We start from the raw sequence: 21,766 nt of genomic DNA, 5'->3' as shown, positions 1-21,766 counted from the left end.
CCGATGGATTATCCGAAGAGTGTGCCCAGTGCCGGGTTGGTCAATGGCAGGTTCGTCGATGAGAACCCGCTGACCGGCACCCCGGGTTCGCTGATTCCGGCGGACTGGGGCAATGGGGTGACCCAGGAACTGCTGGCCGTGATCACGGCGGCCGACCTGACGCCCAGCGAGGCGAACCTGACGCAGCTGTTGAGCGCGATTCGCAGCATCAGCCGCAAGAGCGCGGGGCTCGGCATTCAGCGCTTCACCGCCAATGGCAGCTTCACCGTGCCGGAGGGCGTGACGAAGCTCTGGTTGAGTGGGTGTGCGGGTGGGGGCGGGGGTGGGGCGTGCCCGGGAGGCACGAGTGCGACTGCTTCCGGTGGTGGTGGCGGTGGTGCCGGGCAGCCGGTTATCCGCTTTCCTGTCTCCGTGACGCCGGGACAGGTCATTCCCGTGGTGATCGGGGCGGCCGGGGTGGGGGCCAGCGCGGCGGTTCTCGCCACCGGTGGTGGTAACACGCTGGTCGGCTCGGCGGGGGCGATTTTGTCGCTGTCTGGCGGGAGTGGAGGAGGGTCTGGGGTCAATCTTTCTGGCTATGTCCCTGGCGCTAAGGGTGGGGCGGGTTTTCCGGAGGGCGGAGATGCGACGGATGTCTCGTCCAATACCGTTGCCGGTGTGGGTGGGGCCGGGGCCAGCGGACCATTCGGGGCTGGTGGCGGTATCCCCAGGTCAGGCACGACCTCTGGGGGAGCAGGAAAGCCCGCTTACGGTTATGGCGCGGGTGGCAGCGGCGCGGGAGGCTATTACATCGCGGGTACCGGACTTGCCCAGCCTGGCGGCAATGGCGTACCCGGTTTCATGCTGATCGAGTGGTGAAAACATGAGCAAACAGATTCTTTATTGCGTGACCTCGGGAACAGTCATCGATTGGCAGGATCTCGATCAATTCGCCTATGCCGCGCCTGCGCCGACCATGAAGGTACTACCGGTCACTACCGAACAATGGAAGCGCAAAGACGCACTGCATTTCGTGCTGGATGGCGAGTTGACCCGGGTCGATGTTCCCCCACCCTCTGCCGCTCACTACTGGGATGGCAGCCAGTGGGCGCTGGACTCCCAGCAGGCCGCGGCAGCCGCGGAGCAAGAGGCGGAACAACTGTGCCGGCGAGTGGACACAGAGGCTGACACCGCCCGGCAGATGATCAGTGGCGATCCGCTCAAGGCCGCGGAGTATGCCCAGGCCGCCAGCGACGCCCAGGCGTTCAAAGAGGCCGGCTACCCGAAAAAAGCAGTGCCCCTTGCGGTAAGCGCCTGGGTAGTGAAAGGCCGTACCGCCAGGGAAGCGGCCGACCAGATTCTCGCCAAGGCCGCCGAGCTCAACAGCAAGCTGTTCGCACTTCGTACGCTGCGCTTGCAGGCAAAAGAACGCATCCGGGCTCAGGCCAGCAAGGGCAAGCAGGAAGCTGCGAAAGACGCCTGCGAGGCAGCGATTGAGGCGATTCGCAAGGTTGCCGGCAACTGATCAGGTCTTTGTCAGGCCTGTCTTTCGTAAACATGCTAAGGCGCTCACTGCAACGTGGGCGGCTTTTCGCACAGGCTCCCTGAACAAGGGGATCGCAGGGCAATGATATGGACTATCCGAAAAGTGTACCCAGCGTTGGCTTGGTCAATGGCTGGTTTGTCGATGAGAATCCTCTGTCGGGCACACCGGGATCGCTGATTCCCGCTGCCTGGGGCAACGGGGTGACGCAAGAAATCCTCAATGTCATCAAGGCTGCCGGTCTGGTGCCGGAGGAAGCGAAAAACGACCAGTTGGCGCTGGCGATTGCCGCACTGGTCGACTTCACCAAACTGAAGAACACCCCAACCACCTTGAGTGGATATGGCATCACTGATGCCGGTGGGCGTCTGTTGGCGGTGAAGCAGTTCGACACCGTTGGCGTCACAGTCTATCGCCCCAACCCCAAGGCCAGACGTATTCGGGTCCGCCTGGTCGGTGCGGGAGGCTCAGGTGCCGGCTGTCCGCCGGTAGCGGCCACTTATCAAAGCCTGGGCGGTGGCGGAGGGGCTGGTGCCTATGCGGAGGGTCTTTACGACGTGACTCCGGAAATGCTGGCGGGTGTACCCGTCACATTGGGTGCCGGTGGGGCCGCTAGAACCAGTGCGGGGGCCGCGGGAGGCGCTGCGTCGTTTGGCAGCCTCATGAGCGCCGCTGGGGGAGGAGGGGGGCAGATTCTGACCTTCGTGTCGAACACCCCTGGATTTGTCCAGGGCGGTATGGGGGGCCAAGTCGTAACGGGTGGCAACCTTGCCAATGCGCGCGGTGCAACGGGCGGTTATGCGATGAGTAATCCCAATTGGGGCCTGCTTTCCGGATGGGGGGCTGCCAGTCCATTCGATGGCGGCGGCCCCTTCAACGGGGTGAATGGCAATGGCAATGCGGGACAACGAGGTTCCGGCGGCAGCGGCAGCTGCTCGAGCAATCCATCTGCTTCATATGTGAGTGGCGCCGGCGGCAATGCCTTTTGTGAAATCTGGGAGTACGAATAATGGCCCTCTATGCACGAGTCGAAGACGACGTTGTCGTCGAGCTGATCGAGACCGGCAGCTTCATGATTTCCCAGCTGTTTGCCGCGGATTTTCTCAGTTCGATGGTCGCTGTCCCTGAGGGTGTCGAGGTTGAGCTGGGGAAGCCGATCCACCTTCCCGAACAGGTTGCGCCGCTTTCCCCCGTGGTGGACGTGGCGGCAGCAGTGGCGTTTGCTTCCGAAGTACGGGGCAAGGCGACTGACGAGGATGCTCCGGAGCAGGCGCGCAAATGGCGCCAGTCCGTGTTGACGGACAGCCAATGGCTAGTAACCCGCCATCGTGATGAACAGGAGCTGGGACGGGGCACGACGCTGACGGCGAAACAGTATCTGGAGTTGCTCGAGTATCGCCAGGCACTGCGCGATTGGCCCGCCTCCGATAGCTTTCCCGAAATGACCGCCCGTCCGCCGATTCCAGAGTGGTCAGTGAGTTTTTTTCAGATAGCTGATTGATCGAGTGCTGCGTTTATTTCAAATAGATCAGCAGCGTATTTATCTGCATTGCGCTCATCAATAAAAACGTCCGCTTCAAGCGGGCGTTTTTTTTGCGCGCAGTTGGCCGCTGCATGACCCCGGTCCGCAGGTGGGCCAACAGAATTTATTATCAGGAGCAAGACCTTGGATTATCCAAAGAGTGTGCCCAGTGTAGGGCTGGTGAATGGAAAGTTTGTTGATGAAGACCCGCTGGCCGGCACGCCTGGTTCGCTTATTCCGGCAAGTTGGGGGAATAGCGTTACCCAGGAAATTCTCGGCGTAGTTCAGGCGGCGGGCATGACGCCAGACGAGGGGGCGAATGATCAACTGCTGGGCGCATTACGCAGTCCAACGTTCTTTTCTACACCTCCTCGTTTTGACGTGAGTCGGTCGGTCGCTACTCCAGAGTTTGTACAGCGCGCGCTGGGTAATTACTCCAGCGCTCGAGGAATATCGGAAAGCACGCAACTGACCATTGCCGATGTCGGTTGTTCCATCGGCCTGGGTGGGACTACCGCCTTTACCGTCACCCTGCCGGATGTCTCGACTGTTCCAGATGGCGCGACGATCAGCTTGCATTGTCGTAGTAGCGCGCAGGTGACCGTGGCTAGCAAGAGCGGTGCGCAGATCAGTCCACAAGGGAACTATCTGAACTCCATTGTGATGAGCAGTGGTGAAAGTGCGAATCTGGTCCGGGAGTGGGGAGTCTGGACCGTTTATGGTACGGCTAGCCTCAAGTACTCAGCATTGTATGGGGCTCAGTTGTCGACGGCGGGTTATCAGAAGTACCCGAGCGGGCTGATCATGCAATGGGCGATGGGTGGAACCGATGCCAATGGGGTCATGTCTCTGTCGCTGCCCATAAAGTTTCCCAATGCCATATTGGGAGGCATCGCTGATGAAGGTCATCCGCCAGGCTGGGGAGGCAACGTTACCGTCTGGTCATTCGACGTAACGTCATCGAGCACGTCAACAGCTGTCGCCCGGGCCAGATGGGTCGAGGTTGGTGGAACCATCAGAGTGAACTCGGGCATATCTGGTCGCGTACTGGTTTGGGGGCGATAACCATGAAGATTTATTTCTTTGCGAAAACCCTCGGCTTCGATGTTGTCGCCTCTGCGAGCGAGGCCCCGCCAGAAGGCGCAGTGGAAATCAGCCAGGCTGAATATGCCGAACTCTTTGCCGGGCAGGGCGTGGGCAAGCGGATTGTGGCCAATGACAACGGTGCGCCCATTCTTGTCGACCCTGCCGGTCCCTCGCCTGAACAATTAGTTTCAATTGAGCGCGCCTGGCGTGACTCGGAGTTGCTCAAGACCGATGCGCTGGTCGCCCGGCACCGCGATGAACTGGAGTCTCAAGCCGCCACCACTTTGTCCGATGCCGACTACAACGCCCTGCAAGCCTATCGCTGCGATTTGCGCAGCTGGCCAAAATCACGAAAGTTTCCTGCCGCCGCAGATCGCCCCGTGCTGCGAATGACTTCCGGCACTACAGGAGCGACGGTGAAAAGAAAGAGGGTGAGAAAGCCGGTGCAGATGACCGAGTCCGTTTGAGTTTGTCGACTCTGTATTGGGTTTTGCCGAATGCTGAAGTTTTTTATGTTTAATTTGTATGAGGGCTAGACAGTGGACTACCCAAAGAGTGTACCTAGTGCCGGTTTGGTAAACGGAAAGTTTGTCGATGAAAATCCCCTCACGGGTATGCCAGGGTCTTTGATTCCGGCTGATTGGGGGAATGCTGTTACACAGGAAGTTCTGGAGGTTATTCGAGCAGCAGGGGATACGCCGAATGAGTCTGACAATTCGCAACTGAAAGCGGCGATTTCTGCTTTGATTTCAAAGAAACAAAGTGAAAATCTGGCTACTCAGGAAGAGGCGGAGGCCGGAATCAATACTGCCAAAACCATGTCGCCATTACGCGTGTTTCAGGCTATTGCCAAGAAGTTGGTCCAGGCAACGGAGTCTATCGCAGGTATTGCCAAAGTGGCTTCGCAGGCGGAAGTCAATGCCGGTGCAAGTGACACTTCTGTCGTGACTCCTAAAAAGCTTCGATTGGGCTTTCTGATAAGAGTGGGGGCTTCCGGGTACATTGTTTTTCCTTCATGGATGGGCGGCCTGATCATTCAATGGATCACGGGGAGTGCAAGTCAGACTGCCAATAATGGCTACGGTGAGTACAACCCTTGGCCTCTGGCATTTCCCAATGCGCGTTTTCTTGCAGTTGCCACTCATGAAGGAACAGCTTCTGGAACCTTTCTAACGGTCTGCAATCTTTCGGTTGCGAGCAGCCTTACCGGGATTAATGTGCGTTGCCCCGATTGGCCGTCGCAAACTATCGCCGCGCGGGTTATTGGCATAGGGTATTGAATATGTATTACTTTTCTCCCGAAACTTTCGGTTTCTACAACTCAGAACTGCACGGGAAAAATATTCCAGTAGATGCCTTCGTGATCAGTGATAAAGACTATGAGTCACTGGTAATAGAGGCACTGCCTGGTACTGTTTTATCCCTGAATAGCAAAGGTTTTCCCGAGCGTATTTCCTCGGCATCCCAAAATACTCCTGAGGTTGAAAGGGCCTGGCGTAACAAGATTTTGGAGTCGACTCAGTGGCTGGTTATTCGTGATAACGAAGAGCTGGAAATGGGCGAAGGGACGACGCTGAATACCGAGCAGTTCAAGGAGCTTCTGACTTATAGGCAGGCGTTGCGGGACTGGCCTTCAGCTGTCGACTTTCCTGATGATGAATATCGACCTGTCGAGCCAGCCTGGCTTGAAAGTGTTCTCCAGGAGCACAAATGACCCTGTTTGTTCCGAACGTCCTCGACGCAGAGGAGGTAGAGTGAAATGCCTGTCACCCTTGAAATGATTCAACGCATCATGCCCAACGCCCGCTCCCAAGCGGGCGTTTTTGTTTCTGCGCTTAACACTGCCATGCTGAACCGCCATATCAACACGCCTAAACGCATGGCCGCCTTCCTCGCGCAGGTCGGTCATGAGTCGGGGCAGTTGCGTTATGTGCGGGAGCTGGGCAATGACCAGTACCTGAGCAAATACGACACCGGCAGCCTGGCGGCCCGTCTGGGCAATACCCCGGAGGCCGATGGCGACGGCCAGAAATACCGCGGCCGTGGTCTGATCCAGGTCACCGGTCGCGACAATTACCGGCAATGCAGCCTCGGATTGTTCGGCGACGAGCGTTTGCTGGCGTTGCCCGAATTGTTGGAACAGCCGCAGTGGGCCGCCGAGTCGGCCGCCTGGTTCTGGCAGCAGAACGGTCTTAACGAACTGGCCGACCGCGACCAGTTCAACAGCATCACCCGTCGTATCAATGGCGGCTTGAACGGGCTGGAGGACCGCCTGCAACTCTGGGCGCGGGCGCGGGAGGTGTTATGCCAGCCTTCGGCCTGATGCCCCTGTCTTCCCGGGCAATGGCTGTCGTCGTGCTGCTGGCCGTGGTGGCCGGCGTCGCGGGGACGCTGGCCTGGCAGGTCCAGGCGTGGCGTTTTGGCCGGCAACTGGCGGAGCAGGCCAGGCTGCACGGCGAAGCGCTGAGTCAGCTGAACCTGGAGCAACAGCTGCAAGCCAGCGACCAAACCCATTACCGAGCCTTGAACGATGCACAACGTGATCAAGGTCGCCTGCGCGACCGTCTTGCCACTGCTGATCTGCGCCTGTCAGTCCTCCTCGCCGCCGATGACAGCGCCGGCGGCTGCCCGGTGCCTGCCCCCCCCCCCCCCCCCCCCCCCGGCGTGGTTCATGGAGCCCCGCGAGCCCGACTTGACCCGGCGCATGCTCAACGAATTATCGGTATCACCGATGCCGGCGACCAGGGACTGATCGCCCTGCAGGCGTGTCAGGCCTACGTCAGGGCGTTGAACCGCTAAACATTTTGATCCGCTCCGTGCCTTGCAAGCGCGTATCGCTCGTGTACGGTAAGACCTCCGCCAACCCGATCAGGAGAGGACCGTGAACGAAATCACCCAGCTTGCCGCTGAACTTGGCAGGCGCCTGCAGATTCTGAATACCCACGTCACCACCGCCGAATCCTGCACCGGTGGCGGGATTGCCGAGGCCATCACCCGCATTCCCGGGAGTTCGGCCTGGTTCGAAGCGGGTTATGTGACCTACTCCAATCGGCAGAAGACCCAACAGCTGGCGGTGCCGGAAGCGCTGTTCGCTTCCGTCGGCGCGGTCAGCCGCGAGGTGGTCGAGGCGATGGTGCGGGGCGCGCAGGGCAAAAGCAGGGCGCGTTTTGCCGTGGCGGTCAGCGGCGTGGCCGGCCCGGACGGCGGCTCGCCGCAGAAGCCGGTGGGCACCGTATGGCTGGCCTGGGGCGTGGGAGAGGCGGTAACGGCCGAGTGCCGACACTTTGTCGGGAATCGGGACGACATCCGCCGACAAACGGTGAAGGCCGCGCTAGAGGGCTTGCTGCAACATGCCGCGGCAGAAATCTCAAAACAGGGGTAGGCGATCCACGAACGCTGTGGAATAATACTGGCTACTTATACAGGTGTTGGCCGTCAGGCCTTATTGATTACGTGAGGACTTTAATGGACGACAACAAGAAGAAAGCCTTGGCTGCGGCCCTGGGTCAGATCGAACGTCAATTCGGCAAGGGTGCCGTAATGCGTATGGGCGATCACGACCGCCAGGCGATCCCGGCCATTTCCACTGGCTCTCTGGGTCTGGACATCGCACTCGGCATCGGCGGCCTGCCAAAGGGCCGTATTGTTGAAATCTACGGTCCGGAATCGTCCGGTAAAACCACCCTGACCCTGTCCGTGATTGCCCAGGCACAGAAGATGGGCGCCACTTGCGCCTTCGTCGACGCCGAGCACGCACTGGACCCGGAATACGCCGGCAAGCTGGGGGTCAACGTTGACGACCTGCTGGTTTCCCAGCCGGACACCGGTGAACAGGCGCTGGAAATCACCGACATGCTGGTGCGCTCCAATGCCATCGACGTGATCGTGATCGACTCCGTGGCGGCACTGGTGCCCAAGGCCGAGATCGAAGGCGAGATGGGCGACATGCACGTGGGCCTGCAAGCCCGCCTGATGTCCCAGGCGCTGCGCAAGATCACCGGCAACATCAAGAACGCCAACTGCCTGGTGATCTTCATCAACCAGATCCGTATGAAAATCGGCGTGATGTTCGGCAGCCCGGAAACCACCACCGGTGGTAACGCGCTGAAGTTCTACGCTTCGGTTCGCCTGGATATCCGTCGTACTGGCGCGGTGAAGGAAGGTGACGAAGTCGTCGGTAGCGAAACCCGGGTCAAGATCGTCAAGAACAAGGTGGCTCCACCGTTCCGCCAGGCTGAATTCCAGATCCTGTACGGCAAGGGTATCTACCTGAACGGCGAGATCATCGATCTGGGCGTGCTGCATGGTTTCCTCGAGAAGTCCGGTGCCTGGTACAGCTACCAGGGCAACAAGATCGGTCAGGGCAAGGCCAACTCGGCCAAGTTCCTGCAGGACAACCCGGAAATCGGTAATGCCCTCGAGAAGCAGATTCGCGACAAGCTGCTGGCTCCGACCGCTGATGTCAAAGCTTCGCCGGTCAACGAGACCATCGATGACATGGCCGACGCGGATATCTGATCGATCCGATGACCGCCGTACTCGATACCCTCGTCGCGGTGCGGCGAACCGCAATGGACCTGCTCGCGCGACGCGAGCACGGTCGAGTCGAGCTGACGCGTAAACTGCGTCAGCGCGGCGCCTCTCTCGAGATGATCGAAACAGCCCTTGACCGTTTGACGGAAGAGGGGCTGCTATCCGAATCCCGCTACCTCGAAAGTTTCGTTTCCTATCGTGCCCGTTCCGGCTACGGTCCCATGCGTATTCGCGAAGAACTCAGCCAGCGCGGTTTACAGCGTGCCGATATCGAACTCGCCTTGCGTGAGAGCGGCATCGACTGGCAAGCACAACTGGAGGATGTCTGGCGACGCAAGTTTGCCGGGCATTTCCCGATAGATGCCAAGGAGCGTGCCAAACAAGGCCGCTTTCTGGGGTATCGGGGATATTCGATGGACATGATCGGCCGCTTGCTGAGCGGTCGAAGGGTGGACGATTGACCTGTAGGGCCCGCGAGTCGAATGCGCGGGCCGCTGCTTCTCCGCTCAAGTGACCTTGATCGGTTCTCTATTGCGTTGTGGCGTCCTGGCCTGATTCATCGCCCAGTTTTCCGGCAGGTTGATGAAGTCGATCAGTTCGCGCAGGCGACCATTGTCGCGGGCGTTGAAGGTGAACGACAGGCGTGCCAGATGGCTGAACTCCGGTTCGTTGTGCTCCTCGACATTGTAGGCATGTTGATGGAAGCGATCGCTCAGGCACAGGTCGGCGAAAGCCGTCTGCATCTGCTCGAGCGCCGGTTCGCTGAGCTTGTGATTCATGCGAATGACAAACTGATGTTTCAGCCAGCGACTGGAGTGGAAGTTGCTGTAGAACTGGTTGATTTCTTCGACCGCCTCCTCGGTGTTGTGCGCCAGGCGCATCAGCTTCATGTCGGTTGGCAGGATGTAGCGGTTGTTCTCGAGCTGGTTGTGGATAAAGTCCAGCGCCCCTTGCCAGAAGATTCCTCCCGGGACATCCAGCAGCACCACCGGTACCAGCGGGCTCTTGCCGGTCTGGATCAGGGTCAGTACTTCCAGCGCCTCATCAAGCGTGCCAAAGCCACCCGGGCATAACACCAGGGCATCGGCTTCCTTGACGAAGAACAGCTTGCGGGTAAAAAAGAAGTGGAAGGACAGCAGGTTCTCCGTGCCGTCCACCGTCGGGTTCGCATGCTGCTCGAAGGGCAGGGTGATGTTGAACCCCAGGCTGTGATCGCGACCGGCACCTTCGTGGGCCGCGGCCATGATGCCGCCACCGGCGCCCGTGATGACCATCAGGTCGGAGCGGGCCAGGGCCGCGCCGAGTTCTCGCGCCAGGCCATACAGCGGATGCTCGATCGGCGTGCGCGCGGAGCCGAATACCGTCACCTTGCGTCGCCCCTTGAACTGTTCCAGTACGCGAAAAGCATGTTCCAGTTCGCGCAGGGCCTGCAGGGTGATTTTCGCGTTCCAGCGGTTGAGATCGTCCTGGGCCATGCGCAGGACGGTGAGAATCATGTCGCGATAAAGAGGAATGTTGGGGCTGTTGGGAGCGATCAGGTTGAGTTGTTCTTCGACCTTGCTGAGGTCGATACCGTTGCTCTGAAAATGACGACTGAGGAGGTCATTCGGTTCGTAAGGCATTCAACTTCTCCTTCTGCACAGAACCTTTGACACGAACGAAGCATTCGTTGGTATCACGACACTGCATGTGTCGCTGTCAGCCCGGCTTTGGCGGCTGATTCGCCAGGGAGGAAAAACCCTGACGTGGCCAGCGGGCCATCCATACAGGTTCTGCTATTCCTTGATTTAGAAAGCATGTGCACTGCAAGACGCGCTTGGGCGGCCTCCGGATCCACCCAGGAAAATTCAGCATGAACACTTTGAAATCTAGACCTTCATGATGATTCGCGCTGACTTGATCATGGGCCTTGAAAGTCGGGGCTGGCAATCACTTATTAGCGGTGGCGTGCAGCGTTTTCACCGCTTGTCTGGACGCATGCCGACCGGTGGAGGCTCTGATTTACTAAGTTACAGCGCTAGCAAGACAGCTTGGCGTCAAAGGGCAGGATACACAGGTCGGAGTTGTCGCGCAGGTAGTGGCGAGTGGGGCACGGAGGCTGGTCATGCACAAAGTCGTACTGGAAATAGATGAGCAGCTGTATCAACTGCTGAAGTCAGCGGCAGACGCCAATCATCTGACTCTTGAAGAGGAATGCCGACGCCGGCTTGAAGGTGGGGAGCGCCATTCGAGCTATTTGCAGGCTCTGTTGGCGGAGCTGCGTGCCGATGATCAACAGCGGCACGCAGCGGAGCACTGAATTACTTTTTCTTCTTCGTCGGGGTCGGGCAGTCCGACTCCTGGAAGCGTGCCGAGGCGACCGGGCGGTTGGTGCGGTTCTCGGTGAATTCGTAGCGCATGATCGCGCCCTTGGCCATCAGCTTGCGGTAGTTCGGGTCACGACAAACGCTAGCGCCCAGTTGCAGGTAGACCGCCTTGGGGTTGGCGCGCATTTTTTCCGCGTGTTCGGCCTGGACGCTGAGGTGGTTGATCAGCTCCTTGCCTTCGACGGTATAACCCTGGTCGAGGATGTTCTCGTTGACTTCCCGAGGCGTGCCGACGTTACTTTCCTCGGCGGTTTTCTGCAGGGTCTTGTTCAGTTCGAAGTCTTGCAGCGATGCAGCCTGGGCACTGAACGGCAAGGCCAGCAGAAGGGCGGCGGTGGGAACGATAAAGCGCAACATGAAACTCTCCTGGTTCAGTGACTGATGCTTCGACCAATCACGCGACTGTGCGTTCAGTGGCGGCGAATTATAGGGGAGCGAGGGTAGGCGGTACAGGTTTGAGCAGAGAGCTCTGATAAACTTGTGCGAATTTTCAGCTTTCCGAGTTCTTTTCGTGTCGATTCCTTCTTTCTGCCAGGGCGGCTTCTAATGAATCATGCCGTATCCCGCCTGCGTGCTCAACGTCTGGCGCGTGCCGTCAGACCTTTTACCGCCCGGGGTTCGCGGGCGGAGCGCTGTGCGGGCTGTCGGGTGATTCCCAGCCACTGCATGTGCGCCTGGCGCCCCAAGGTTTCCGCGCGGTCGGCGATGTGCCTGATCATGCATGACGTCGAACCCATGAAACCGAGCAATACCGGCTGGCTGATCGCCGATGTCATAGAAGACACCATCGCGTTCCCCTGGTCGCGAACAGAAGTCGACCCACAATTGCTGGTCTTGCTGGCCGATCCCCAGTGGCAGCCTTATGTGGTGTTCCCCGGAGAGTTCGTCGCGCCACAACGGGTGGTGAACGAAGTCCGCCTGGAGGCGGGCAAGCGCCCGCTGTTTATCCTGCTGGATGCGACCTGGAGCGAAGCGCGCAAGATGTTTCGCAAGAGTCCTTATCTTGAACACTTGCCGGTATTGAGCCTGGAGCCCGAGCAGTTGTCGCGCTACAAGCTGCGGCGCTCCAAGCGCGATGACCATTTCTGTACCGCGGAGGTTGCGGCGCTGTGCCTGGAGTTGGCCGCGGACCGGCAGGCCGGCGAAGTGCTGGATGCTTATCTGGATGTGTTCAGCACCCATTATCTGTCGGCCAAGTTCCAGCTTGAGATCGACCCTGACGACGAGACGCACACGCGCCTCAAGCCTTTTCTGTAAGACCTGAGGCAAGGGACTGGAATTTTTTCGGCCAGAGCTGCGCTACCAGCATCCCGCTCAGCATCGAGGCGCAGCCGCGCGAGCGTGGCTTTGCATGATGGCACTTTTATTAGTTAGCAAGCTAAGATGCCGCACAGCCCGAAGCTTGACCACCCCGGCCTTCGCTGGGCATGCTTGGCGCCGATTAGGGCGCGACCGATCTTTGAAACGCCGTATTTTCGGGCTCTTGGCGTTGATCGTGCTCTTTGGGTGCAGCATTCTGGCTGACACCTGTGTTGCCTTGGCGAGGACCGAATGCATCGGTGCTCCCATAAAAAACAGGATCATTTGAAAAATGGCCACATACGAAATCCTGATTGCCGATGACCACCCCCTCTTTCGTAGCGCACTGCATCAAGCGGTGACCCTGGGCCTTGGCCCGGATGTCCGTCTGGTGGAAGTGGCGAGCATTGCCGAACTGGAAGCCCGCCTGACCGAAAAGGCCGATTGGGACCTGGTGCTGCTGGACCTGAACATGCCTGGCGCTTACGGCTTTTCCGGCCTGGTGCTGTTGCGCGGTCAGTACCCGCAGATTCCGGTGGTGATGGTGTCGGCACAGGAAGAAGCATCAGTGATGGTGCGTTCACGCGAATTTGGCGCCAGCGGTTTTATTCCCAAGTCCAGTTCTCTCGAAGTCATTCAACAGGCCGTGCGCAGCGTGCTTGACGGCGATGTCTGGTGGCCACCACAGGCCTTCGAAGAGGTCAGCGTCTCCGCCGAGGCCAAGGCGGCCAGCGAAGGCCTGGCGAGCCTGACGCCACAACAGTTCCGCGTGCTGACCATGGTCTGCGAGGGTTTGCTGAACAAGCAGATCGCTTATGAACTGAGCGTATCGGAAGCCACCATCAAGGCCCATGTGACGGCAATCTTCCGTAAGCTGGGGGTGCGGACCCGCACTCAGGCGGCGCTGCTCCTGCAACAACTTGAGTCAATTTCCAGCCAGTAACTGGCTCTTTCTTCACGCTTTTTTGACTTTTGTTGAACTAGCTTTCCCATTCCTTATTGTTCTAGTTGCCTATTTATGTCGCCTTTCAAAGGTCAAACCGGTCTTAAACGCATCCTCAATGCCTCGGGATACTCCTTCGATGGCCTGCGTGCCGCCTTCACCGGCGAAGCTGCGTTTCGTCAGCTGGTGCTGCTCAACGTGATTCTGATCCCCATGTCTTTCCTGCTGAATGTCAGCCGGGTCGAGCGGGCATTGCTGATTGCTGTCTGCTTGCTGGCGCTGATTGTCGAACTGCTCAATTCGGCGGTCGAGGCGGCGATCGACCGCATCTCCCTGGATCGCCATCCACTGTCGAAAAATGCCAAGGACATGGGCAGCGCCGCGCAACTCGTGGCCTTGAGCATGATCACTGTGGTCTGGGCAGTCATCCTGATCTAGGTCTGTACGAAAAGTGGCTGCACTCGGCCATGCTGCGTTAAAAACAGGCTCGGAATGCTCATGTAGGCCCCTACACTCCGCTTCCTCGCCTGTTTTTGCCTTGCCTGACCTTCGCTCGCCGACTTTTCGTACAGACCCTAGGGAATGCTCGGCAGCACGATCTCGTCGCTGCGCTGCACCCCGGCGGTAAAGGTGCGGCAGAGTTCGAGGAACTCGCGCATCGCCGAGGTCTGATATTTCTGTTTGTGCCAGATGAAATAGAACTGCCGGGCCAGGTCCAGGTCCGGCGTCTCTACCGGCACCAGGCTGCCACGCCGAAAGGCGTCGCGCAGCGCCAGCCTGGAAATGCAACCAATCCCCAATCCCGACTCCACCGCGCGCTTGATCGCTTCGGTGTGTTCCAGTTCGAGCCGGATATTCAGCGCGCTGCGGTGATGACGCATGGCCTGGTCGAAGGTCAGGCGCGTGCCCGAGCCTTGTTCGCGCAGAATCCAGGCTTCGTGGGTCAGCTCCTCCATGCTCGCATGGCCGCGTTTGGCCAAGGGGTGCTGCGGGGCGCAGAACACCACCAACTCATCCTCGACCCAGGTTTGCACTTCGATATCCGGGTGGCTGCAGTCGCCTTCGATTAGACCCAGGTCAATTTCGTAGTGGGCGACCTGTTGCACGATATGCGCAGTGTTCTGCACATGCAGTTTGACCTGGCTCTCCGGGTGGACCTGCATGAAGCTGCCGATCAACAGGGTCGCCAGGTAGTTGCCGATGGTCAGGGTCGCGCCCACCGACAACGAGCCGAAGCCGGATTTGCCGTTGAGCAGGTCTTCGATTTCCTTGGCCTGGTCCAGCAACGCCACCGCCTGCGGCAGCAGCTGTTTGCCCAGGGCGTTGAGGCTCAGGCGCTTGCCGGCGCGATCGAACAACTGGCAACTGGATTGCCGTTCCAGTTCGGTGATTGAAGTGCTTGCCGCGGATTGGGAAAGGGCCAGCAGGCCGGCAGCACGAGAAACGCTCTCTTGCTGGGCGACGGCGACGAATACTTGCAGTTGACGGAGAGTAAATCGCATATCGATATAACCGATAACCCTTATCTTAATAATCCAGTTAACAGATATTGTCGCCGCCATTAGAATGCTGTGCAATTGCGCTCGGCTCGCTTGTCGCAGAGCAGGCGCCGACAACTTTCCAGGAGTCCCCCGTACATGAGCAACATGAACCACGAGCGTGTCCTCAGTGTTCATCACTGGAACGACACTCTGTTCAGCTTCAAGTGCACCCGCGATCCGGGCCTGCGCTTCGAGAACGGTCAGTTCGTGATGATCGGCCTGCAACAGCCCAATGGCCGCCCGCTTATGCGCGCTTACTCGATTGCCAGCCCGAACTGGGAAGAGCATCTCGAGTTCTTCAGCATCAAGGTTCCCGATGGTCCGCTGACTTCCCAGCTGCAGCATTTGAAGGAAGGCGACGAGATCATCATCAGCAAGAAGCCTACCGGTACCCTGGTACTGGACGACCTGAAGCCTGGCAAGCACCTGTACCTGCTCAGCACCGGCACCGGCCTGGCGCCGTTCATGAGCGTCATCCAGGATCCGGAAACCTACGAGCGTTTCGAGAAAGTGATCCTGTGCCACGGCGTGCGTTACGTCAACGAAGTCGCCTACCGTGAGTTCATCACCGAGCACCTGCCGCAGAACGAGTTCTTCGGCGAAGCGCTGCGTGAAAAACTGATCTACTACCCGACCGTGACCCGCGAGCCGTTCGAGAACGAAGGCCGCCTGACCGACCTGATGCGCAGCGGCAAGCTGTTCAGCGACATCGGCCTGCCGCCGATCAACCCGCAGGACGACCGCGCCATGCTGTGCGGCAGCCCGAGCATGCTCGACGAGACCAGCGAAGTGCTCAACAGCTTCGGCCTGACCGTTTCGCCACGCATGCGCGAGCCGGGTGACTACCTGATCGAGCGCGCTTTTGTCGAGAAGTAAGCGACTCGCAGCACAGAAAAAGCCCGCGTTGCCTGGGAAGGCAGCGCGGGCTTTTTCGTTTCCGGTTGCCGGTCAGCGCGCGGGGACCACTTCCAGGACCTGGATCAGGCCCGGCTGCGGGTAGTGCCAGCGCACGTCCAGATCCCAGAACTGCGCGCCGTATTCGCGTTCCGGGGTGGGCATCTGGTAGGCCGGGCGTGGGTCCTGGGCCAAACATTGCTCGATAAGCTCCACCAGTGGCTCCTGCAGGCGTTGAGCGTGCGCATGAGCCTGTTGCAGGGCGTTGTCGCTCCACTGCACCGGGATCAGCGCCGGCGCCGCGCTGGCGATGCTGTTGCTCGCGTTGTCGATGATGTCGGCGTAGGGCACGTAGGGCTTGATATCGAGAATCGGCGTGCCGTCCAGCAGGTCGATGCCGGAGATCCATAGGCGATTGGCCTCGACCTTGTCCAGCTTGACCACTGATTGGCCGATGCCGTTGGGCCGGTGGGTGGCGCGGGTGGCGAAGACGCCCATGGACTTGTTGCCACCCAGGCGCGGCGGACGGACCTTGAGCCGCGGTTTGTCTTCCAGCGCCTGGTGAAACAGGAACAGCAGCCAGACGTGGCTGACCTGTTCCAGGCCCTGCACCGCGTCGCCCTGGTCGAAGGGCGCCATCAGCTCCAGCACGCCACGGGCCGCCGGGGCCAGTTGCGGCTGGCGCGGGATGGCGAACTTTTCCTTGAAGCAGGAACGCACGAAGCCGATGGGGGAAACGCTGTAGGTCATTTTGCAGCCTCAAGTTGCAAGCTTCGAGCTACAAGCTTTGAACTTGCAGCTTGTAGCTGTCTTAAGCCCTGACACACAGGGTCAGGCCCTTGAGGAAGTTGCGCAGCAACTGGTCGCCGCACGGGCGGTAGTTGGTGTGGCCGAACTTGCGGAACAGCGCGCTCAGCTCTGGCTTGGACACCGGGAAGTCGGCGGCCTTGAGGATGGCGTGCATGTCGTCTTCCTTCAGCTCGAAGGCGACCCGCAGCTTCTTCAGGATGATGTTGTTGGTCACCGGCAGTTCGATCGGCAGCGGCGGACGGCTTTCGTCCTTGCCGCGCTTGAAGATCACCAGGCCGTCGAGAAAGTGCGCCATGACCTCGTCCGGGCAATGCACGAAACCTTCTTCCTCGTCCTTTTTCAGGTAGCCGACTATGTCGTCCAGGCTCACGTCAAAGCCGGTGAGCTTGATGATCTCGACGACCTTCTTGTCGCTGATGTCGAGCATGTAGCGCACGCTGCGCAGTACATCGTTATGAATCATGTCTACAGTCCTGGTCTGTTCACGTTGAGCGCCGCATGCACGCGCGGCGTCTGAATGGGGTGTCGGCCTAGAATTTCTCTTTGGCGGACAGGTAGCGCCATTGCCCGACCGGCACCTTGCCGATGGAAACCCCACCGATACGGATGCGGCGAATGGCGACCACCTTCAGGCCTACCGCTTCGCAGAGCTGGGCGATCACGCCCGGTTGCGGGTTCTTCATGGCGAAGCGCAGGCGGTTTTCGTTCTGCCAGCTGGCCTTGACCGGCGGCAGCTCGCGGCCCTTGTAAGTCAGGCCGTGGTTCAGGCGGTTGAGGCCGTGGGCGACCATCTCGCCTTCCACCTCGACCACGTATTCCTGCTCGATCTTGGTCGCGTCGGCGGTCAGCTTGCGCAGGATCTTCCAGTCCTGGGTGAACACCAGCAGGCCGCTGGCATTGGCTTGCAGGTCGGCGCTGGCGGTCAGGCGCAGGAAGTGGCCCTTGAGCGGCCGTTTGCCGAAGCGGTGCTCCTCGGACACGCTGGCGGCGCTCAGCGACTGCATGGCGCTGTCGACGTCCTGGCCGGCCGGCACGTTCAGCAGCAGGGTCACCGGCTCCGGCGCGGTGGCCTTGGCCTGTGGGTCGAGTTCGACTTTCTGGGTGTCGACCTTGAACTGCGGCTCGTCGATGACCTCGCCATCCACGGTGACCCAGCCGCCCTCGATGAACAGCTCAGCCTCCCGGCGGGAGCAGCCGACGAGTTCGATGAGGCGTTTGGAGAGACGAATCGGGTCAGTCATGACAGGGGCCGTAGCAAAAGGGGGCAGGCATTGTACCTGCCCGGCGCCGGTTAATCGCGGGTCCATTTGCCCGCTGTGGCTTTTAGCCGCGCAGCGCCTGCTGCTGGGGCTGTTTCAAACGCATGTGCAGCAGCGGATAAGGCTGGCCCATGCCATCGTGCTCGGAGCGACCGATGACCTCGAAGCCCTGCTTGAAGTAGAAGCCCAGGGCTTGCGGATTCTGCTCGTTGACGTCGAGTTCGTCGGCGTTCAGATGTTCGATGGCGTACCTGAGCAATTGCTTGCCCAGGCCCTGGCCGCGATGGGCGGGATCGATGAAAAGCATCTCGATCTTGCCGGCGGCGACCCCGGCGAAGCCGGTGATGTGCTGGCGCTGGTCCCGGGTGCAGATCAGCATCACCGCATCCAGATAACGGTTCAGCACCAGGTTTCTCAGCAGTTCGATGTAGCTGTCCGGCAGGAAGTCGTGGGTGGCGCGCACCGAGGCCTCCCAGACCCGGGTCAGTTCCGGGTAGTCGCTGTGTTTCGGGGTGTGGATGACCGAATGATGGCGCATGCCGCTTGCTCCTGTGTGGTGACGCATCCGTGGTCCTGAGCAAACGATAGACCTAAAAAAGCCCCGTATCTCGCGAAGAGAGCGGGGCTTTGCGGTTTTTTACGCCTTACAGGACTTCGGCCCACAGGTCGTATTCGTCGGCGTCGGTCACCCGGCACCAGACCTTGTCGCCCGGCTTCAGGTCGCCGGCACCGTCGATGAACACGTTGCCGTCGATTTCCGGGGCGTCGAAGAAGCAGCGGCCCACGGCGCCCTGTTCGTCGACTTCATCGATCAGCACTTCGATTTCCTTGCCGATGCGCTGTTGCAGGCGCGCCGAGCTGATGGCCTGCTGGTGCGCCATGAAGCGTTCCCAGCGGTCCTGCTTGACCTCGTCCGGGACCACTTCCAGGTCCAGGTCATTGGCCGGCGCGCCTTCCACCGGCGAATATTGGAAGCAGCCGACGCGGTCGAGCTGGGCTTCGGTCAGCCAGTCGAGCAGGTATTGGAAGTCTTCTTCGGTTTCGCCGGGGAAGCCGACGATGAAGGTCGAGCGGATGATCAGCTCGGGGCAGATCTGGCGCCAGTTCTTGATCCGGGCCAGGGTCTTGTCTTCGAAGGCCGGGCGTTTCATGGCCTTGAGCACTTTCGGGCTGGCGTGCTGGAACGGGATGTCCAGGTACGGAAGGATCTTGCCGGCGGCCATCAGCGGGATCAGCTCGTCCACGTGCGGGTACGGGTAGACGTAGTGCAGGCGGACCCAGACGCCCAGGGTGCTGAGAGCTTCGCAGAGCTCGGTCATGCGGGTTTTCACCGGCGCGCCGTTCCAGAAACCGGTGCGGTACTTGACGTCGACGCCATAGGCGCTGGTGTCCTGGGAGATCACCAGCAGTTCCTTGACCCCGGACTTGACCAGGCGCTGGGCCTCGTCCAGTACATCGCCGACCGGGCGGCTGACCAGCTTGCCGCGCATCGACGGGATGATGCAGAAGCTGCAGCTGTGGTTGCAGCCTTCGGAAATCTTCAGGTACGCGTAGTGGCGCGGAGTCAGCTTGATGCCTTGTGGCGGCACCAGGTCGATCAGCGGGTTGTGGTCCTGTTTCGGCGGCACCACTTCGTGCACCGCGCTGACCACTTGCTCGTACTGCTGCGGGCCGGTCACGGCCAGCACGCTCGGATGCACGTCGCGGATATTGCCTTCTTCCACGCCCATGCAGCCGGTGACGATGACCTTGCCGTTTTCCTTGATGGCTTCGCCGATCACTTCCAGGGATTCGGCCTTGGCCGAGTCGATGAAACCGCAGGTGTTGACCACCACGACATCGGCGTCCTGGTAGGTGGACACCACGTCATAACCTTCCATACGCAGTTGCGTGAGGATGCGCTCGGAATCGACCAGCGCTTTCGGGCACCCTAACGATATCATACCTACACGTGGGGCTTTCTCTGTCATCATAATAGGTAGATCCTCATCAGGGCTTATCTTTTCTAATGGCTAAAAACGGCGCGCGAGTATACAGCTATTTACGGTTCTCCGATCCTAGGCAAGCGACCGGCAGTAGTGCCGACCGTCAACTCCAGTACGCACAGCGCTGGGCGGCTGAAAAGGGGCTCGTTCTGGATGAGTCGCTACCCCTGAGAGATGAGGGGTTATCCGCCTATCATCAGCGTCACGTCAAGCAGGGGGCACTGGGCGTCTTTCTGCAGGCTGTTGAGGACGGCCGGATCGCCGACGGTTCTGTCTTGGTTGTTGAGGGACTTGACCGGCTGAGTCGCGCTGAGCCGATCCAGGCCCAGGCGCAGCTGGCTCAGATCATCAATGCCGGTATCACCGTGGTCACCGCCAGTGACGGCCGAGAGTACAACCGGGCCGGCCTGAAGGCTCAGCCGATGGACCTGGTGTATTCGTTGCTGGTGATGATACGTGCGCATGAAGAGTCCGACACTAAGTCGAAGCGGGTTAAGGCGGCCATTCGCCGGCAGTGCGAGGGTTGGATTGCCGGCACATATCGAGGCGTCATTCGAAACGGCAAAGATCCCCAGTGGTTGCGGTGGGATGGACAGGAGTTTCGTCTGATTCCCGAGAGGGCCGAAGGCGTTCGCTTTGTCATCGAGCTGTTCCGTAGGGGGTATGGCTCTGTCCGCATTATCCGGGAAATGGCCCAGCGCGGCTTGGCCCTCACGGATAAGGGCGTAACCGCGCTGCAGGTCCATCGACTTGCTAGATTGCCTGCCTTGATGGGGGTATTGAGTTGATCGTTAGAAAACACCTACCACCTCGGCTTTCGACAGTTGTGTGGGAGCACTATTGCAATCAGGACAGCTTTTTCTCTCAGAAGCTGTTGCACTGTGCATGTAGTTCTCGGACTTACTACATGCGATTATATGAGGCGCATGTTCAGATCGAGGGCATGCTGATGGGGAAGGCTGCGTGACCTTAGGCATGACCTCAGTTGTCGCTGTCCCATTGGCCCGCGTTGTCCCGTTGTGTTTTGACATGATGGGGCAGGCGCGGGCCTTGTGTTTGTTGGTGTGTCCCATTGTCCCATCAGGAACACCACCCGCCCGCATGAGCGGAGCGCAGACCTGTACGCGCTATCGCGCGCATGCGTGTTTTTAGATTTTCTTCTTTACACGAGAAAAAGAAGAAATAGATAGGACAATGGGGCAGAGCCCCGAATATAGGCGCTCTCAGGTGTCCCATAGAAATTTTAAAATATGGGACATATGAGACACCGCCGAATCAACAGAATGCCGGGACGGGATATTCACCGACATTCGCTAGACGTTCACCCTGTATTGCCCACTTATTCGCGGGTGGCATTAAAATAGGCTTGCTGCCAGTAAAATCCACCTGTAAAAAGTAGCCATCTTCGATAGGTGCGACCCGCAGAGAGCGGCAGGCACCACACTCACCAGACCCGGCCCTTGCGCCGGGTTTTTGCGTTTAAGGGGCAGGGGAATGACGAACGAGCAGCAAACGCTGGTGGACATGCCGATCTGGATGGTGATTGTCCTTTCACTGGTCGGTGGTGTCTCCGGGGAGATGTGGCGAGCCGACAAGGCAGGCGCCCGAGGCTGGTCCTTGATTCGCCGCCTGGCGCTGAGATCGGGGGCCTGTGTGGTCTGCGGGCTTGGCACCATCATGCTGCTGCACGCTGCCGGGGTCTCGATCCTGGCAGCAGGCGGGATCGGATGCCTCACGGCAATGGCCGGCGCCGATGTTGCCATCGGCCTGTACGAACGCTGGGCCGCAAAGCGGTTGGGCCTCGGGCAAGTGCCGCCGACCAGTGGCGAGGCGGGGCAGTGACCCGGCCAGGGGGCGGGGGTGGCCAACCTGAACCTGTTCGTCGATGGCATCAGTTTCCAGGGCGACGTGCCCAGCCTGACTTTGCCCAAGCTCACCCTGAAGATGGAAGAGCATCGAGCCGGCGGCATGGATATGCCGGTGGAGCTGGACCAGGGCATGGAAAA

The 21,766-nt window shown here is 59.7% G+C and carries 29 protein-coding genes and 1 pseudogene; 22 read left to right on the top strand and 8 right to left on the bottom strand.

What is annotated here, in order from left to right:
- The first annotated feature begins 3 nt into the window (after positions 1 to 3).
- From CRO75_RS29455 to recX, 13 genes are all read left to right on the top strand, one after another.
- Positions 4 to 858, top strand: a complete 855-nt coding sequence (locus CRO75_RS29455; protein ID WP_097140010.1) for a hypothetical protein — start codon at positions 4 to 6, stop codon at positions 856 to 858.
- Between the two features lie 4 nt (positions 859 to 862).
- Positions 863 to 1,504, top strand: a complete 642-nt coding sequence (locus tag CRO75_RS29450; protein ID WP_097140008.1) for a hypothetical protein — start codon at positions 863 to 865, stop codon at positions 1,502 to 1,504.
- Between the two features lie 107 nt (positions 1,505 to 1,611).
- A complete protein-coding gene (locus CRO75_RS29445) occupies positions 1,612 to 2,532 on the top strand; it encodes a hypothetical protein (RefSeq protein WP_097140005.1) in 921 nt (306 codons plus the stop codon).
- On the top strand, positions 2,532 to 3,023 hold the full coding sequence (locus CRO75_RS29440; protein ID WP_097140003.1) for a phage tail assembly chaperone: 492 nt from the start codon (positions 2,532 to 2,534) through the stop codon (positions 3,021 to 3,023). The genes CRO75_RS29445 and CRO75_RS29440 overlap by 1 nt, the downstream gene beginning before the upstream one ends.
- Before the next feature lie 165 nt (positions 3,024 to 3,188).
- Positions 3,189 to 4,109 carry a phage tail protein gene (locus CRO75_RS29435; protein WP_097140002.1) on the top strand — a complete coding sequence of 307 codons (921 nt, stop codon included), beginning with the start codon at positions 3,189 to 3,191 and terminating at the stop codon, positions 4,107 to 4,109.
- 2 nt (positions 4,110 to 4,111) lie between these two features.
- Positions 4,112 to 4,597 (top strand): phage tail assembly chaperone, encoded by a 486-nt coding sequence (locus CRO75_RS29430; RefSeq protein ID WP_110402634.1) that lies wholly within the window; start codon positions 4,112 to 4,114, stop codon positions 4,595 to 4,597.
- A 72-nt stretch (positions 4,598 to 4,669) separates the two neighbouring features.
- On the top strand, positions 4,670 to 5,410 hold the full coding sequence (locus tag CRO75_RS29425) for a hypothetical protein (protein ID WP_097140000.1): 741 nt from the start codon (positions 4,670 to 4,672) through the stop codon (positions 5,408 to 5,410).
- Positions 5,411 to 5,412: 2 nt separating this feature from the next.
- Positions 5,413 to 5,844: a phage tail assembly chaperone gene (locus tag CRO75_RS29420; protein WP_097139998.1), complete on the top strand. Its 432-nt coding sequence runs from the start codon at positions 5,413 to 5,415 to the stop codon at positions 5,842 to 5,844.
- A 45-nt stretch (positions 5,845 to 5,889) separates the two neighbouring features.
- Positions 5,890 to 6,453 carry a glycoside hydrolase family 19 protein gene (locus CRO75_RS29415; RefSeq protein ID WP_062823505.1) on the top strand — a complete coding sequence of 188 codons (564 nt, stop codon included), beginning with the start codon at positions 5,890 to 5,892 and terminating at the stop codon, positions 6,451 to 6,453.
- Complete coding sequence (locus CRO75_RS29410; RefSeq protein WP_097139997.1) at positions 6,435 to 6,929, top strand: lysis system i-spanin subunit Rz; 495 nt, start codon at positions 6,435 to 6,437, stop codon at positions 6,927 to 6,929. Before CRO75_RS29415 ends, CRO75_RS29410 begins: the two co-directional genes overlap by 19 nt.
- Before the next feature lie 82 nt (positions 6,930 to 7,011).
- Positions 7,012 to 7,512, top strand: coding sequence for a CinA family protein (locus CRO75_RS29405; protein ID WP_097139996.1), 501 nt, complete (start codon positions 7,012 to 7,014; stop codon positions 7,510 to 7,512).
- A gap of 83 nt (positions 7,513 to 7,595) precedes the next feature.
- Positions 7,596 to 8,648, top strand: coding sequence for a recombinase RecA (gene recA / locus CRO75_RS29400; protein WP_007923942.1), 1,053 nt, complete (start codon positions 7,596 to 7,598; stop codon positions 8,646 to 8,648).
- Positions 8,649 to 8,656: 8 nt separating this feature from the next.
- A complete protein-coding gene (gene recX / locus CRO75_RS29395; RefSeq protein ID WP_097139994.1) occupies positions 8,657 to 9,124 on the top strand; it encodes a recombination regulator RecX in 468 nt (155 codons plus the stop codon).
- A gap of 45 nt (positions 9,125 to 9,169) precedes the next feature.
- Here the strand turns inward: recX and CRO75_RS29390 are convergent, their stop codons facing one another.
- Entirely contained in the window at positions 9,170 to 10,285 is a 1,116-nt protein-coding gene (locus CRO75_RS29390; protein ID WP_097139992.1) for a TIGR00730 family Rossman fold protein, read from the bottom strand.
- A gap of 482 nt (positions 10,286 to 10,767) precedes the next feature.
- Here CRO75_RS29390 and CRO75_RS29385 point away from each other — a divergent pair, with 482 nt between their 5' ends.
- Positions 10,768 to 10,962 carry a hypothetical protein gene (locus tag CRO75_RS29385; RefSeq protein ID WP_097139990.1) on the top strand — a complete coding sequence of 65 codons (195 nt, stop codon included), beginning with the start codon at positions 10,768 to 10,770 and terminating at the stop codon, positions 10,960 to 10,962.
- Between the two features lies 1 nt (position 10,963).
- Here CRO75_RS29385 and CRO75_RS29380 read toward each other — a convergent pair whose 3' ends face one another.
- Positions 10,964 to 11,386, bottom strand: coding sequence for a PA3611 family quorum-sensing-regulated virulence factor (locus CRO75_RS29380; protein ID WP_097139989.1), 423 nt, complete (start codon positions 11,384 to 11,386; stop codon positions 10,964 to 10,966).
- Between the two features lie 189 nt (positions 11,387 to 11,575).
- Between CRO75_RS29380 and CRO75_RS29375 the strand changes: the two genes are divergently transcribed.
- From CRO75_RS29375 to CRO75_RS29365, 3 genes are all read left to right on the top strand, one after another.
- The gene (locus CRO75_RS29375; protein ID WP_097139987.1) at positions 11,576 to 12,286 is read left to right on the top strand and encodes a tRNA-uridine aminocarboxypropyltransferase; all 711 of its coding nucleotides are present in this window, start codon (positions 11,576 to 11,578) and stop codon (positions 12,284 to 12,286) included.
- Positions 12,287 to 12,620: 334 nt separating this feature from the next.
- On the top strand, positions 12,621 to 13,271 hold the full coding sequence (gene erdR, locus CRO75_RS29370) for a response regulator transcription factor ErdR (RefSeq protein ID WP_007923933.1): 651 nt from the start codon (positions 12,621 to 12,623) through the stop codon (positions 13,269 to 13,271).
- A gap of 75 nt (positions 13,272 to 13,346) precedes the next feature.
- The gene (locus tag CRO75_RS29365; protein WP_097139985.1) at positions 13,347 to 13,709 is read left to right on the top strand and encodes a diacylglycerol kinase; all 363 of its coding nucleotides are present in this window, start codon (positions 13,347 to 13,349) and stop codon (positions 13,707 to 13,709) included.
- A gap of 137 nt (positions 13,710 to 13,846) precedes the next feature.
- Here CRO75_RS29365 and CRO75_RS29360 read toward each other — a convergent pair whose 3' ends face one another.
- Positions 13,847 to 14,773, bottom strand: a complete 927-nt coding sequence (locus tag CRO75_RS29360; protein ID WP_097139983.1) for a LysR family transcriptional regulator — start codon at positions 14,771 to 14,773, stop codon at positions 13,847 to 13,849.
- A gap of 135 nt (positions 14,774 to 14,908) precedes the next feature.
- Here CRO75_RS29360 and fpr point away from each other — a divergent pair, with 135 nt between their 5' ends.
- Positions 14,909 to 15,688 (top strand): ferredoxin-NADP reductase, encoded by a 780-nt coding sequence (gene fpr, locus CRO75_RS29355; RefSeq protein WP_007923929.1) that lies wholly within the window; start codon positions 14,909 to 14,911, stop codon positions 15,686 to 15,688.
- 72 nt (positions 15,689 to 15,760) lie between these two features.
- Here fpr and tsaA read toward each other — a convergent pair whose 3' ends face one another.
- From tsaA to rimO, 5 genes are all read right to left on the bottom strand, one after another.
- On the bottom strand, positions 15,761 to 16,456 hold the full coding sequence (gene tsaA, locus CRO75_RS29350; RefSeq protein WP_097139981.1) for a tRNA (N6-threonylcarbamoyladenosine(37)-N6)-methyltransferase TrmO: 696 nt from the start codon (positions 16,454 to 16,456) through the stop codon (positions 15,761 to 15,763).
- A 61-nt stretch (positions 16,457 to 16,517) separates the two neighbouring features.
- Positions 16,518 to 16,979 carry a DUF1456 family protein gene (locus CRO75_RS29345; RefSeq protein WP_097139979.1) on the bottom strand — a complete coding sequence of 154 codons (462 nt, stop codon included), beginning with the start codon at positions 16,977 to 16,979 and terminating at the stop codon, positions 16,518 to 16,520.
- Between the two features lie 67 nt (positions 16,980 to 17,046).
- On the bottom strand, positions 17,047 to 17,757 hold the full coding sequence (locus tag CRO75_RS29340) for an rRNA pseudouridine synthase (protein WP_097139977.1): 711 nt from the start codon (positions 17,755 to 17,757) through the stop codon (positions 17,047 to 17,049).
- 82 nt (positions 17,758 to 17,839) lie between these two features.
- Positions 17,840 to 18,313 carry a GNAT family N-acetyltransferase gene (locus CRO75_RS29335; RefSeq protein ID WP_085529982.1) on the bottom strand — a complete coding sequence of 158 codons (474 nt, stop codon included), beginning with the start codon at positions 18,311 to 18,313 and terminating at the stop codon, positions 17,840 to 17,842.
- A 106-nt stretch (positions 18,314 to 18,419) separates the two neighbouring features.
- Entirely contained in the window at positions 18,420 to 19,745 is a 1,326-nt protein-coding gene (gene rimO, locus CRO75_RS29330; RefSeq protein WP_164486546.1) for a 30S ribosomal protein S12 methylthiotransferase RimO, read from the bottom strand.
- A 38-nt stretch (positions 19,746 to 19,783) separates the two neighbouring features.
- Here rimO and CRO75_RS29325 point away from each other — a divergent pair, with 38 nt between their 5' ends.
- From CRO75_RS29325 to CRO75_RS29310, 4 genes and pseudogenes are all read left to right on the top strand, one after another.
- Positions 19,784 to 20,548 carry a recombinase family protein gene (locus CRO75_RS29325; RefSeq protein ID WP_097139973.1) on the top strand — a complete coding sequence of 255 codons (765 nt, stop codon included), beginning with the start codon at positions 19,784 to 19,786 and terminating at the stop codon, positions 20,546 to 20,548.
- Positions 20,539 to 20,727: pseudogene (locus CRO75_RS33430) on the top strand (hypothetical protein); the annotation flags it as partial. The gene CRO75_RS29325 and the pseudogene CRO75_RS33430, both read left to right, overlap by 10 nt.
- 527 nt (positions 20,728 to 21,254) lie before the next feature.
- The gene (locus CRO75_RS29315; protein WP_097139971.1) at positions 21,255 to 21,602 is read left to right on the top strand and encodes a phage holin family protein; all 348 of its coding nucleotides are present in this window, start codon (positions 21,255 to 21,257) and stop codon (positions 21,600 to 21,602) included.
- 18 nt (positions 21,603 to 21,620) lie between these two features.
- Positions 21,621 to 21,766: phage major tail tube protein (locus CRO75_RS29310; RefSeq protein WP_177409807.1), on the top strand; the 146-nt coding region annotated here is incomplete at its 3' end.

Source organism: Pseudomonas sp. LAMO17WK12:I10 (assembly GCF_900215185.1).
In the GTDB taxonomy this organism is placed as follows: Bacteria; Pseudomonadota; Gammaproteobacteria; order Pseudomonadales; family Pseudomonadaceae; genus Aquipseudomonas; species Aquipseudomonas chlororaphis.
Note: the sequence above shows the minus strand (reverse complement) of the source record. Positions and strands in the feature narration are given on the sequence as shown.

Bases quoted from the DNA above. Each gene is read 5' to 3' on its own strand.
- CRO75_RS29455 (WP_097140010.1), top strand. From the start codon at position 4: ATGGATTATCCGAAGAGTGTGCCCAGTGCCGGGTTGGTCAATGGCAGG.
- CRO75_RS29450 (WP_097140008.1), top strand. From the start codon at position 863: ATGAGCAAACAGATTCTTTATTGCGTGACCTCGGGAACAGTCATCGAT.
- CRO75_RS29445 (WP_097140005.1), top strand. From the start codon at position 1,612: ATGGACTATCCGAAAAGTGTACCCAGCGTTGGCTTGGTCAATGGCTGG.
- CRO75_RS29440 (WP_097140003.1), top strand. From the start codon at position 2,532: ATGGCCCTCTATGCACGAGTCGAAGACGACGTTGTCGTCGAGCTGATC.
- CRO75_RS29430 (WP_110402634.1), top strand. From the start codon at position 4,112: ATGAAGATTTATTTCTTTGCGAAAACCCTCGGCTTCGATGTTGTCGCC.
- CRO75_RS29420 (WP_097139998.1), top strand. From the start codon at position 5,413: ATGTATTACTTTTCTCCCGAAACTTTCGGTTTCTACAACTCAGAACTG.
- CRO75_RS29415 (WP_062823505.1), top strand. From the start codon at position 5,890: ATGCCTGTCACCCTTGAAATGATTCAACGCATCATGCCCAACGCCCGC.
- CRO75_RS29410 (WP_097139997.1), top strand. From the start codon at position 6,435: ATGCCAGCCTTCGGCCTGATGCCCCTGTCTTCCCGGGCAATGGCTGTC.
- recA (WP_007923942.1), top strand. From the start codon at position 7,596: ATGGACGACAACAAGAAGAAAGCCTTGGCTGCGGCCCTGGGTCAGATC.
- recX (WP_097139994.1), top strand. From the start codon at position 8,657: ATGACCGCCGTACTCGATACCCTCGTCGCGGTGCGGCGAACCGCAATG.
- CRO75_RS29390 (WP_097139992.1), bottom strand. From the start codon at position 10,285: ATGCCTTACGAACCGAATGACCTCCTCAGTCGTCATTTTCAGAGCAAC.
- CRO75_RS29385 (WP_097139990.1), top strand. From the start codon at position 10,768: ATGCACAAAGTCGTACTGGAAATAGATGAGCAGCTGTATCAACTGCTG.
- CRO75_RS29380 (WP_097139989.1), bottom strand. From the start codon at position 11,386: ATGTTGCGCTTTATCGTTCCCACCGCCGCCCTTCTGCTGGCCTTGCCG.
- CRO75_RS29375 (WP_097139987.1), top strand. From the start codon at position 11,576: ATGAATCATGCCGTATCCCGCCTGCGTGCTCAACGTCTGGCGCGTGCC.
- erdR (WP_007923933.1), top strand. From the start codon at position 12,621: ATGGCCACATACGAAATCCTGATTGCCGATGACCACCCCCTCTTTCGT.
- CRO75_RS29365 (WP_097139985.1), top strand. From the start codon at position 13,347: ATGTCGCCTTTCAAAGGTCAAACCGGTCTTAAACGCATCCTCAATGCC.
- CRO75_RS29360 (WP_097139983.1), bottom strand. From the start codon at position 14,773: ATGCGATTTACTCTCCGTCAACTGCAAGTATTCGTCGCCGTCGCCCAG.
- fpr (WP_007923929.1), top strand. From the start codon at position 14,909: ATGAGCAACATGAACCACGAGCGTGTCCTCAGTGTTCATCACTGGAAC.
- tsaA (WP_097139981.1), bottom strand. From the start codon at position 16,456: ATGACCTACAGCGTTTCCCCCATCGGCTTCGTGCGTTCCTGCTTCAAG.
- CRO75_RS29345 (WP_097139979.1), bottom strand. From the start codon at position 16,979: ATGATTCATAACGATGTACTGCGCAGCGTGCGCTACATGCTCGACATC.
- CRO75_RS29340 (WP_097139977.1), bottom strand. From the start codon at position 17,757: ATGACTGACCCGATTCGTCTCTCCAAACGCCTCATCGAACTCGTCGGC.
- CRO75_RS29335 (WP_085529982.1), bottom strand. From the start codon at position 18,313: ATGCGCCATCATTCGGTCATCCACACCCCGAAACACAGCGACTACCCG.
- rimO (WP_164486546.1), bottom strand. From the start codon at position 19,745: ATGACAGAGAAAGCCCCACGTGTAGGTATGATATCGTTAGGGTGCCCG.
- CRO75_RS29325 (WP_097139973.1), top strand. From the start codon at position 19,784: ATGGCTAAAAACGGCGCGCGAGTATACAGCTATTTACGGTTCTCCGAT.
- CRO75_RS29315 (WP_097139971.1), top strand. From the start codon at position 21,255: ATGACGAACGAGCAGCAAACGCTGGTGGACATGCCGATCTGGATGGTG.